This is a genomic window from Micromonospora sp. S-DT3-3-22, from assembly GCF_015354745.1.
GTDB classification, from domain to species: Bacteria; Actinomycetota; Actinomycetes; order Mycobacteriales; family Micromonosporaceae; genus Micromonospora; species Micromonospora wenchangensis.
Window position 1 is genome coordinate 1 of record NZ_JACGMO010000077.1, and the last position, 11,243, is coordinate 11,243.

9 protein-coding genes and 1 pseudogene are annotated in these 11,243 nt (G+C 73.8%); 6 read left to right on the forward strand and 4 right to left on the reverse strand.

The genetic code is table 11. The features are described from left to right. The 5 genes and pseudogenes from H1A17_RS21335 to H1A17_RS21355 all read left to right on the forward strand — a co-directional run. Window positions 1-427, forward strand: a pseudogene (locus H1A17_RS21335) (hypothetical protein); the annotation flags it as partial. Continuing rightward, window positions 424-1,620, forward strand: coding sequence for an acyl-CoA dehydrogenase family protein (locus H1A17_RS21340; protein ID WP_194822732.1), 1,197 nt, complete (start codon window positions 424-426; stop codon window positions 1,618-1,620). The pseudogene H1A17_RS21335 and the gene H1A17_RS21340, both read left to right, overlap by 4 nt. A gap of 91 nt (window positions 1,621-1,711) precedes the next feature. Further along, window positions 1,712-3,313, forward strand: a complete 1,602-nt coding sequence (locus H1A17_RS21345) for an acyl-CoA carboxylase subunit beta (protein WP_145922129.1) — start codon at window positions 1,712-1,714, stop codon at window positions 3,311-3,313. A gap of 23 nt (window positions 3,314-3,336) precedes the next feature. Beyond that, complete coding sequence (locus H1A17_RS21350) at window positions 3,337-5,388, forward strand: biotin carboxylase N-terminal domain-containing protein (RefSeq protein ID WP_194822733.1); 2,052 nt, start codon at window positions 3,337-3,339, stop codon at window positions 5,386-5,388. Then, window positions 5,385-6,548: an acyl-CoA dehydrogenase family protein gene (locus H1A17_RS21355; RefSeq protein WP_194822734.1), complete on the forward strand. Its 1,164-nt coding sequence runs from the start codon at window positions 5,385-5,387 to the stop codon at window positions 6,546-6,548. Before H1A17_RS21350 ends, H1A17_RS21355 begins: the two co-directional genes overlap by 4 nt. 8 nt (window positions 6,549-6,556) lie before the next feature. Here H1A17_RS21355 and H1A17_RS21360 read toward each other — a convergent pair whose 3' ends face one another. Both H1A17_RS21360 and H1A17_RS21365 read right to left on the reverse strand, forming a co-directional pair. After that, window positions 6,557-7,597: a hypothetical protein gene (locus tag H1A17_RS21360; RefSeq protein WP_145922132.1), complete on the reverse strand. Its 1,041-nt coding sequence runs from the start codon at window positions 7,595-7,597 to the stop codon at window positions 6,557-6,559. After that, window positions 7,594-8,535, reverse strand: coding sequence for a transporter substrate-binding domain-containing protein (locus H1A17_RS21365; protein ID WP_145922133.1), 942 nt, complete (start codon window positions 8,533-8,535; stop codon window positions 7,594-7,596). Before H1A17_RS21365 ends, H1A17_RS21360 begins: the two co-directional genes overlap by 4 nt. A gap of 196 nt (window positions 8,536-8,731) precedes the next feature. On the opposite strand from H1A17_RS21365, the gene H1A17_RS21370 reads away from it, so the two are divergent. Then, complete coding sequence (locus H1A17_RS21370; protein WP_145922134.1) at window positions 8,732-9,058, forward strand: hypothetical protein; 327 nt, start codon at window positions 8,732-8,734, stop codon at window positions 9,056-9,058. On the opposite strand, the gene H1A17_RS21375 is transcribed toward H1A17_RS21370, so the two are convergent. Then, entirely contained in the window at window positions 9,045-10,601 is a 1,557-nt protein-coding gene (locus H1A17_RS21375) for a serine/threonine-protein kinase (protein ID WP_145922135.1), read from the reverse strand. The genes H1A17_RS21370 and H1A17_RS21375 overlap by 14 nt on opposite strands. Before the next feature lie 30 nt (window positions 10,602-10,631). Next, complete coding sequence (locus H1A17_RS21380; RefSeq protein WP_145922136.1) at window positions 10,632-11,150, reverse strand: hypothetical protein; 519 nt, start codon at window positions 11,148-11,150, stop codon at window positions 10,632-10,634. Window positions 11,151-11,243: the final 93 nt, after the last annotated feature.

Below are 11,243 nucleotides of genomic sequence, written 5' to 3' on the forward strand. Positions count from 1 at the left end.
GCCGCCCGGGGCCGGGCCGGCGGGCCCGGCTCCGGCCGCCGGGCCGACCCGGCGGGGGCCGCTGGGTGAGCTGGTCGGGGCGCGGTCGGGCGACAAGGGTGGCGACGCCAACCTCGGTGTCTGGGCCCGCACCGACCCGACCTGGGAGTGGCTGCGGGAGTGGTTGACCGTCGAGCGGCTGGCCGAACTGCTGCCCGAGACCGCCCCGTTGACCGTCGAGCGGTACGAGCTGCCGAACCTGCGGGCGGTCAACTTCGTGATCCGGGGCCTGCTCGGGGCCGGGGTGGCCGCCTCCACCCGGTTCGACCCGCAGGCCAAGGCGCTCGGCGAGCTGCTCCGCTCCCGCATCGTCGACCTGCCCGCCGCCCTCGCCCCCGGACCACCCGCAGCCGGGCCGGGCGGACCGGCCGGGGAGGGGGACCGGTGACGATCGTGGACACGCCGGAGCGGCGGCAGCTGCGGGAGTTGACCCGGGCCTTCGTGACCCGCGAGGTGCTGCCGCACCTGGCCGACTGGGAACGGGCCGGCGAGGTCCCCCGCACGCTGCACGTCACCGCCGCGAAGCTCGGCCTGCTCGGCATCGGCTTCCCCGAGTCGGTCGGGGGCAGCGGCGGCGACCTGCTCGACTCGATCGTGGTCACCGAAGAGATCATCCGCTCCGGCGGCTCGTCCGGGCTGGTCGCGGCGCTGTTCACACACGGCATCGCGCTGCCGCACATCGTCGCGGCGGCCGGTGGGCGAACCGGCGGCACGCTCGGTGGCCGGCTCGCCGCCCGACCCTCGGCCGCCGACGACCCGCTGGTCACCCGGTACGTCCGGCCGACGCTGGCGGGCGAGCTGATCGGCGCGCTGGCGATCACCGAACCGGACGGCGGCTCCGACGTCGCCTCGATCCGCACCACCGCCCGCCGCGACGGCGACCACTACCTGGTCAACGGGTCGAAGACGTACGTCACCAGCGGGGTACGCGCCGACTTCGTCACCACGGCGGTCTGCGGCGACTTCCCCGGCAGCGGGTCGCTGCACCTGCTGGTGATCGACAAGGGCACCCCCGGGTTCACCGTCGGCAGGAAGCTGGACAAGCTCGGCTGGCACTGCTCGGACACGGCCGAGCTGTCCTTCGTCGACGTGCGGGTGCCGGTGGCCAACCGGATCGGCGAGGAGGACACCGGCTTCCTGGCGGTCATGCAGAACTTCGCCACCGAGCGGCTCTCCCTGGCCACCCAGGCGTACGCGACCGCGCAGCGCTGCGTGGAGCTGGCGACCCGCTGGTGCCGGGACCGGTCCACGTTCGGCCGTCCGTTGGCCAGCCGGCAACTGGTCCGGCACCGGCTGGCCGAGATGCACACCCGCACCGAGGCGGCCCGCGCGTACGTGCACCAGGTGGCCGCCCGGGTGGCGGCGGGCGAGCCGGTGGTGACCGAGGTGGCGATGGCGAAGAACGTCGCGGTGGCCGCCTGCGACCAGGTGGTCGACGCCGCGCTGCAACTGCACGGCGGCTTCGGCTACCTGCGCGACGCCGAGGTGGAGCGGCACTACCGGGACGCCCGCATCCTCGGCATCGGCGGCGGCACCACCGAGATCATGAACGAGATCATCGCCAAGGGCCTGGGCCTGTGAGCGCGAGCAGCGGGCCGGGCCGGCGAGTCCTGCCGCCGCGACCGACAGCGGGCCCCGGGTGCCGGGTCGGCGAGCCACCGGAAGGGGCACAGTGACCACACTGGAGAGTGCGATCGACCCGGCCGCGCCGGCCTTCGTGGCCAACCGGGAGGCGCTGCGGGAGCGGCTCGCCGAGTTGGACGCCGCGCTCGACCGGGCGCGGGCCGGCGGCGGCGAGAAGTACGTGGCCCGGCACCACGGGCGCGGCAAGCTGCTGCCCCGGGAGCGGATCGAGCTGCTGCTCGACCGGGACAGCCCGTTCCTGGAGTTGTCGCCGGTCGCCGGGTTCGGCACCGACTTCCCGGTCGGGGCGAGCGTGGTCACCGGCATCGGCGTGGTCGAGGGCGTGGAGTGCCTGGTCGTCGCCAACGATCCGACGGTACGCGGCGGCGCGGTGAACCCGTGGTCGCTGGCGAAGACCCGGCGGGCCGGTGAGATCGCCCTGGCGAACCGGCTGCCGATGGTGAACCTGGTGGAGAGCGCCGGGGCGGACCTGCCCACCCAGGCGGAGATCTTCATTCCGGGCGGTCGGGTGTTCCGCGACCTGACCCGGCTCTCCGCCGCCGGTATCCCCACGGTCAGCGTGGTCTTCGGTAACGCCACCGCCGGTGGCGCGTACGTGCCGGGGATGTCCGACCACGTGATCATGATCCGGGACCGGTCGCAGGTGTACCTGGCCGGGCCGCCGCTGGTGCGGATGGCCACCGGCGAGGTCACCGACGACGAGTCGCTCGGTGGTGCGGCGATGCACGCCGGCACGTCCGGCCTCGCCGACCAGCTCGCCGAGGACGAGCGGGACGGCATCCGGCTGGCCCGACGGTGCGTACGCCGGTTCAACTGGCGCAAGCAGGGGCCACCGCCGCGCGACCCGGCCCCCCGCCCACCGAGGTACGACCCGGAGGAGCTGCTGGGCATCGTCAGCGCCGACCTGAAGGTGCCGTTCGACCCGCGTGAGGTGCTGGCCCGGGTGCTCGACGGCAGCGAGTTCGACGAGTTCAAGCCGGCGTACGGCACCGCCCTGGTCACCGGCTGGGGCGAGCTGCACGGCTACCCGGTGGGGGTGCTGGCGAACGCGCGGGGGGTGCTGTTCAGCGCGGAGGCGCAGAAGGCGGCCCAGTTCATCCAGCTCGCCAACGCCGCCGACACCCCGCTGGTCTTCCTCCAGAACACCACCGGCTACATGGTCGGCACCGAGTACGAACAGCGCGGCATCATCAAGCACGGCGCGCTGATGATCAACGCGGTGGCGAACTCGACGGTGCCGCACCTGACGGTCAACCTGGGTGCCTCGTACGGTGCCGGCAACTACGGCATGTGTGGCCGGGCGTACGAGCCGAGGTTCCTGTTCACCTGGCCGAACGCGAAGTCGGCGGTGATGGGGCCGGCGCAGTTGGCCGGGGTGCTGTCGATCGTGGCCCGGCAGGCCGCCGCCGCCCGGGGCCGGGACTACGACGAGGACTCCGACGCGGCGATGCGGATGATGGTCGAGCAGCAGATCGAGTCGCAGTCGGGGGCGCTGTTCCTGTCCGGCCGGCTCTACGACGACGGGGTGATCGATCCCCGGGACACCCGTACCGTCCTCGGGCTCTGCCTGTCGGCGATCCACAACGCACCGGTGAAGGGCGCCGACGGCTTCGGCGTCTTCCGGATGTAGCCACCGACGAAAGGCAGGGGCTCGTGATTCGGAAACTGCTGGTGGCCAACCGGGGGGAGATCGCCCGGCGGGTCTTCGCCACCTGTCGGGCGCTCGGTGTGGCGACGGTCGCCGTGCACTCCGACGCGGACGCCGACGCGCCGTACGTGGCCGAGGCCGACGAGGCGGTCCGGCTGCCGGGGAACTCGCCCGTCGAGACGTACCTGCGGATGGAGCTGATCCTGGACGCGGCGCGGCGGACCGGCGCGGACGCCGTCCACCCGGGTTACGGCTTCCTCGCCGAGCACGCCGGGTTCGCGGCGGCGGTGACCGACGCGGGTCTGACCTGGGTCGGCCCGCCGGCCGGGGCGATCGCGGCGATGGGCGACAAGATCGCGGCGAAGGAGCTGCTCGCCGGGGCGGGCGTGCCGATGCTGCCGACCTGGACCGACCGCGACGAGGTCACCGACTTCCCGGTGCTGGTCAAGGCGTCCGCCGGGGGCGGCGGCCGGGGGATGCGCATCGTCCGCGACCCGGCGGACCTGCCGGCGGCCGTCGACTCGGCGCGCCGCGAGGCCGCCGCCGCGTTCGGCGACGGCACGGTCTTCGTCGAGCGGTACGTCGAGCGTGGCCGGCACGTCGAGGTGCAGATCTTCGGCGACACCCACGGTACGGTCGTGGCCCTCGGTGAGCGGGACTGCTCGATCCAGCGGCGGCACCAGAAGATCGTCGAGGAGGCCCCGGCGGTGCTGCCCGACGGGGTGCGGGAGCGGCTGCACGCGGCGGCGGTCGCCGCTGGACGGGCGGTCGACTACGTGGGGGCGGGGACGGTGGAGTTCCTGCTCGCCCCGACGGGCGAGTTCTTCTTCCTGGAGATGAACACCCGGCTCCAGGTGGAGCACCCGGTCACCGAGGCGGTCACCGGGCTGGACCTGGTCCGGCTGCAACTGCTGGTCGCCGAGGGTGGTGCGCTGCCGGTGCCGGCGACCCCGCCGGTAGACGGCCACGCCATCGAGGTACGGCTGTGCGCGGAGGACCCGACGCAGGGGTTCCGGCCGGCGACCGGCACGCTGCACCGGTTCGCGGTGCCCGGGGTGGTCGGCGGGTTCACCCCGACCCGGGGCCTGCGGCTCGACTCGGGGGTGGGCACCGGGTCGACGGTGGGCGTGCACTACGACTCGATGCTGGCCAAGCTGGTCGCCTGGGCACCGACCCGGGCCGAGGCGGCCCGGCTGCTCGCCGGAGCGCTGGCCCGCGCCGAGTTGCACGGGGTGGCCACCAACCGGGACCTGCTGGTCCGGGTGCTGCGTAGCGCGGAGTTCGGCGCGGCGCGGGTGGACACCGGCTTCCTGGACGTGCACCCCGAGGTCTTCGCGCCGCTGCTGCCGGCCGCCCGGCTCCCGCAGGTGGCGCTGGCCGCCGCGCTCGCCGGGGCCGCCGCGCGCCGGGCCGCCGCCCCGGTGCTCGCCGGCCTCCCGTCGGGTTGGCGCAACGTGCCGGCCCTCCCCCAGGTCGTCCGGTACGCCGGTCCCGGCGGCGAGGAGATCGAGGTGCGCTACCGGCTGGACCGGTCCGGCGCACTCGCCGACTGGTCCACCGATCCACCCGCCCCGGCGACCGGGGCAGCGGCGACGGGCGGTCCACCCGCCGACGGCCGGGCCACGCCCGACCCGCCCGCTGCGGACGTACCGCCGGCCGTGGCGTTGGTGACGGCGGCACCGGACCGGGTGCTGCTCGACGTGGCGGGGGTGCGGCAGGTGTTCCGCGTACACCGGGCGGGGTCGGTGGTCTTCGTGGACGGCCCGGACGGGGCGGCGGAGCTGACCGAGCTGCCCCACTTCCCGCTGCCCCGCGCGGCGACGGCGGCCGGGTCGCTGCTCGCGCCGCTGCCCGGCACGGTGTCCCGGGTGCACGTCGAGGCCGGTCAGCGGGTCGCCGCCGGGGATCTGCTGCTGACCCTGGAGGCGATGAAACTGGAACATCCCGTGCTCGCCCCGACCGACGGCGTGGTCGCCGACCTGCCGGTGTCCGCCGGTGGGCAGGTCGAGACGGGTGCGGTGCTGGCCGTGGTCAACCCCGAGGAGGCACCCCGATGAACTTCGACCTCACCCCGGAGCAGGACCAGCTCCGTGACGCCGTCCGCGCGCTGGGCCGCCGGTACGGCCACTCCTACTTCGTCGAGAAGGCGAAATCCGGCGGGCACACGACCGAGCTGTGGGACGAGGCCGGCCGGCTCGGCTACCTGGGCGTGAACGTCCCCACCGAGTACGGCGGCGGTGGCGGCGGCCTCACCGAGCTGGCCATCGTCTGCGAGGAGCTGGCCGCTGCCGGCTGCCCGTTGCTGCTGCTGGTGGTCTCCCCGGCCATCGCCGCCACGGTGATCAACCGGCACGGCACCGAGGAGCAGCGCAAGCGCTTCCTGCCCGGGTTCGCCGACGGTTCACTGAAGGTGGTCTTCGCGATCACCGAGCCGGAGGCCGGGTCGAACTTCCACCGGCTCGGCACGGTGGCCCGCCGTGACGGCGACGACTGGTTGCTCTCGGGCCGCAAGTGCTACATCTCCGGCGTGGACGAGGCGCAGTACGTGCTGGTGGTGGCCCGTACCGAGGACGCGACGACCGGGAAGCTGAAGCCCGCGCTGTTCGTGGTGCCGACCGACGCGGCCGGGTTGACCCGGTCCAGGCTGGACATGGAGATCGTCTCCCCGGAGAACCAGTTCCTGCTCTACCTGGACGACGTCCGGCTGCCCGCCGACGCGCTGGTCGGTGGGTCGTTGGACGCCGGCCTGCCGGCGTTGTTCGCCGGGCTGAACCCGGAGCGGATCACGGTCGCCGCGATGGGCGTCGGCACCGGCCGGTACGCCATCGAGCGGGCCACCGACTACACCGCCACCCGTAGGGTCTGGGGTGGTCGCAGCATCGGCGCGCACCAGGGTGTGGCGCACCCGTTGGCGCACGCGGCGGTGCAGGTGGAACTCGCCCGACTGATGATCCACAAGGCGGCCACCCTGTACGACGCGGGCCGCGACCTGGAGGCCGGCGTCTGCGGCAACATGGCCAAGTACGCGGCCGGGGAGGCCGCCGCGCTGGCCGTGGACACCGCCGTGCAGGCCCTCGGCGGGGCCGGCATGACCACCGAGTACGGGGTGGCGACGCTGCTCGGCGCGGTCCGGGCCGGCCGGATCGCCCCGGTCAGCCGGGAGATGATCCTCAACTTCGTCGCCCAGCACGTGCTGGGCCAGGAGAAGTCCTACTGATCCGTCGGTCAGCGCAGGGTGCGGCAGGCCGCGTCGGTACGGTGCACCGGGCGCACCCGCCGGCCCAGCCCCTCCAGCAGCGAGTCCTCCACGTGGTAGTCCCGGATGCGCAGCCGGTGCCGGGGCAGTTCCTCCTCGCTGGGGCAGAGCACCTGGGCGCGGACGTCGTCCACCGGCACGTACCGGACGCCGCCGCGTTCCTGGAGCAGGACCATGTTGACGTCGTCCACGGTGACCACGTGCCCCCGGACGTCCTCGGTGACGCCGGGGGTGGTCTCCACGGTGGTCACGGTGAGCGGCAGCACCGGAGTGGTGATCACCGGCAGCGCCGCCCAGACCAGCATGGCCAGCACCGCCGCCTCGGTGACCGAGGCGAGCGGCCGGATCACCGCCCCGGGCAGCGGACCGGTGACCGCGAGGGCGAGCAGCGGCGGGGCGACGAGCAGCGCCAGGGCGAGCAGTTCCCGTTGCTGCCAGGCGTCGACCAGGGTGGGGGCGAGCAGCCAGCCGTACCCGCCGAGCAGCGCCACCACGAGCAGCGTCCGGGGCACGACGTGCTCGTGCAGGCGGGCGGGGGTGAGCTGGAAGGCGGCCACGAACGCCGGCAGCAGCAGCGGCAGGTAGAGCAGTTGCCAGGTGACCAGGGCGGTGAGGAAGCTGGCCAGCACGAACCAGGCCGGGGTGAGGTCCGCCCAGCGGACGAAGAGCGGGCGACGGACGGTGGGCGGCATCCGTTCGACGCTGACCCGCAGCACCGCGCCGAGCGCGAAGACCGCGACCAGGCCGGTGGAGAGCAGCCGGGCGGCGGTGGTGAGGAAGCCGGCGAGCAGGTTCACCGGCCCGACGTTCGCCACCAGCAGCAGCGTGGTCTGGAGTTCACCGCCCGCCTCGACGCCGAGACGCAGCACGGAGAAGACGGCGGGCACCCCCACCACGGCCGTCCAGAACGACTGGCTGGCCCGCGCCCGCCGCTCCACCGCCGGGTCCCAGCCGTCGCGCACCGGGACGGTGGTGGCGCCCAGATCCTGCGGTACGGCCGGGGCGGTCACCGGGTCGGCGCCTTGTCGTCGAAGTCGACCAGTTCCGGCACGTTCAGCGGTTGTGGCTGTGCCTTCTCGGCCTTGAGCCACGGCCCGAGGGTCCGGTTGTAGGCGGTGAGCCACGGGCTGCTGATCCCGCTGCGGCCCTGAAGGTAGCTCTTCTGGAGGGCGAAGGCGACCAGGTCGCGCAGGGCGGGGTCACCGATCGGCACCCCGATGCCGAGCAGTTCGCTGGTGCCGAAGGGCATGTCGACGATCTCGAACTCGGTCGGGTAGAGGGAGAGGAACCCGGCGAGGATCGTCTCGTCGGAGCTGACCGCGTCGTAGCGGCCCTCCCGGATGCCCCGGACGCAGTCCCCGACCTCCTTGACCACCAGCGCCTTGACGTCGTGCTTGGCCAGCTCGGCCTCGGTGGTGGAGCCGCCGCTGGTGCACACCTTGTACGCCGGTTCGCGGAGGTCCTCGATGGTGCGGATCTTGTCCTTGAGCCGGGTCGGCACCATCACCTCCTGGGTGGTGACGAAGTACGGGCCGGCGAAGCTGACTAGCTTCTCCCGCTCCTCGGTGATCGAGAAGCTGGAGACCACCAGGTCGACCACGCCACCCTGGAGGGCGGGGATACGGTCCTCGGTGGTCACCGACACCCACTCGATCCGCTGGTCACCCTCGTAGCCGAGATAGGAGGCGACGTAGCGGGCGATCTCCACGTCGAAGCCGACGTGTGCGCCGTTGCGCAGCTCGCCCATGAGCGGCTCGGTGGTCGCCACCCCGATCTTGATCTTCGGTTGGCCGTCGATGTGCGACTCGCGCAGCTTGTCGCGGACCGAGGGCAGCGAGGGTTCGCGCCGGTTGTCGCAGCCTGCCGCGGCGGCCAGGGTGAGGGTCAGGGCCACCGCCAGGGTGGTGGCGACCGATCGGACCCGGTGGCGGGCGGAGATGTGATTCATCGGCGCACCTCGCTGACGGACAGCCTGGGGGACACCGAGGGTAGCGGCTACGGTCCATCTCCGTCGCGCCGCCCGGCCGACAGCCCCGGCGGGGACGGGCCGGGACGACACCTCGACGCCCGTCACTCTAGGCAGAACGGTCAACCGCATCGGCCGTACGGTTTGACAGCACGCCCGAACAGGTCATGCTTGTCGGGTGAGGCGATTCCTGAGGCCGGACGCGCGGACCGTGGCGGTGGCCGCGGCGCTGGCGACCGGCGCGGTGGTGGTGGTGCTGGTCTTCCGGCATCCCGCCGGCATCATGACGGTGGGGTTGGCGCTGCTCGGTGTCCTCTTCGCGACGGTGACCGGCACCGCGCTGGCCGCCCTGCGCGAACGCGACGACCGGGAGCCCCCGGTCGGGGCGACCGCCCCGGGCCTGCCGGAGGCCGGCTCGTTCCTCGACGCCGACACGCTGGACGCGCTGGACAGCGCGGCGGTGTTGAGCCGGCGGCACCGGATGCGCGAGGTCAGCGACCAGTGAGGGTGGGAGCGACCAGGGCGTTCACGCCCCGCCCGGCGAGGCAGCGGTAGGTGCGGTCGAAATCCTTCTCGCCGGGCGGCAGCACTTCGAGCCGCCAGCCGTTGGTGTAGTCGATCCCGCTGGTCAGCCGGAACGTCCGCGCGTTGCACACCGACCGGACGGTCGGGTCGGCGCTGATCGTGGCGTGCCCGGCGGCGGCCAGTTCGGCCGGCAACTGTCCCTCCACGTACGTCTCCCAGGTGTGCCGTCCCTCGCAGGAGACCTGGGCGGCTTCGGCCCGGTCGGCGCGCAGCCGGACGGGGCCGAAGCACTCCAGCACGGGGGCGCACCGGGCACCGGGCGGCAGGACCACGGCGGTGCCGTCGGCGGCGCAGCCGGGCAGGGCGCCCCAGCGGGCGGCCGGGCTGGACGAGCCGACGGTCGACGGGGCGGCGGTCGGGCCGGCCAGAGGCGGCGCGCCACCGGCGACCCACGCTCCGGCGCTCGCCGAGGCGGCCAGGGCGAGCACCCCGGCCCCGCCGAAGAACCAGCGCCGCCGCCGACGTGCGCCGTGCGGCACGGTCGGGTGGTCGTCCTGGGCCGGGGGGCGGGGGGCGGGCCGCCCGGTGGTCCGTCCGGGTTGGCCGGTGGTCCACCCGAGGGTGTACGGCCCACCGCCGCCGGTGCCACCGGAGGGCCCGCCGGAGACCGGGGCGCCGCTGACCGGGGCGGGGGCCGGGTCGACGGGCAGCGCGGTGAGCAGGTCGCGCAGTTCGAGGGCGGAGGGGCGGGCGTCGGGGTCGTTGGACATCCCGGCGCGCAGCACGTCGACCAGTTCGGTCGGCACCCCGGGCAGGTCGGGGATCGGCTGGTGGAACAGTTCCAGGACGGTGACCAGGCTCGGGTTGCGCTCGGACTGCCAGCGCGGGGGGCGTCCGGTCATCACCGCGTAGAGGGTGGCGCAGAGGGCGTACACGTCGACGGCCGGTGACGGCGGGCTGTGGTTGAACATCTCCGGCGGGGCGTAGGCCGGGGTGAGCACCTCCAGGGTGACCGAGGCGTCCCGCGCCTCGGCCAGCACGGCCAGCCCGAAGTCGGCGAGCACCGCCGAGTTGAAGTGCGAGTGCAGGATGTTGGCGGGCTTGACGTCGCGGTGCAGCACCCCGGCCGCGTGCGAGTGGGCCAGCGCGTCGGCGATCTTGATGCCGAGGTCACGGGTCTCGGACGCGTCGAGCGGCGAGGTCCGCATCCGTTCGGCGTACGACCCGTCGCACAACTCCATGATCAGGTAGGGGTGCTGGTCGACGGTCACCCCGACGTCGAAGAGGTCCACCACGTGCGGGTGCGAGGACATCCGCCCGGCCGCCCGCGCCTCCCGTAGGAACCGGGCCTGGTCGCGTTCGTTGTCCAGGGTGCGGTTCTCCACCTTGACGGCGACCTCCCGACCGACGGAGATCTGGGTGGCCCGGTAGACGGTGGCGTAGCCGCCCCGGGCAAAGACCTGCAAGTCGGTCAGACCGGGCACATTGGGCAGCCGGAGGGCGCCGGGCGGGGTCTCGGTCACGGCTCGAAAATACCCGTTCCGCCGGGACGCTCAGCGGTCCGTACCGGCGGCGGCGGCCGGACCGGCAGCGGCCGACCCGCTCGTCGCACCCCCGGAGACGCCGCTGACCTGGGCCGCTGTCGAGATGGGAGCGCTACCGCCCGCACCTGTGGATCGACGGGCGTCCCAGCGCAGGCCGAGCGCCGTCGCCACCGCGCCGGCACCCTCCCACAGCGCCACCCCGATGAACCGGTCCGGTGCCACGTCGGCCAGCACGGTCAGCGTGAAGACGGTGAAGGTGACCAGCCGGAAGACCACCGTGAACCGGTAGAACGCCCGCCACTCGGTCGCCACCGCCAACAGGTAGTAGACGCCCATGTTGAACGAGGCCATCGAGGACGCGGTGAGGAACGTGCCGGTGTAGTCGCCGGGCGCCCGGGTCGCCGGCACCTCGAAGCCGAGCATCCGCAGCTGCGCCTCCGGCCACACCAGCCCGAGCGCGCCGAGCAGCACCGCCAGCACCCCGAAGACCGCGATCGTCCAACCAGCGCCCGAACGCGGCAACCTCATCCTGCCCCCCACCCGACGGCGCGACCGGCACCGAGGGGCGGTCGCGTGAAGTGACACGCTAACCGTCCCGGCCGACAGGCGCACATCCCCGGA

Coding starts and splice junctions, on each gene's coding strand:
- H1A17_RS21380 (WP_145922136.1), bottom strand. CDS start 11,150: ATGAGGTTGCCGCGTTCGGGCGCTGGTTGGACGATCGCGGTCTTCGGG.
- H1A17_RS21355 (WP_194822734.1), top strand. CDS start 5,385: ATGAACTTCGACCTCACCCCGGAGCAGGACCAGCTCCGTGACGCCGTC.
- H1A17_RS21365 (WP_145922133.1), bottom strand. CDS start 8,535: ATGAATCACATCTCCGCCCGCCACCGGGTCCGATCGGTCGCCACCACC.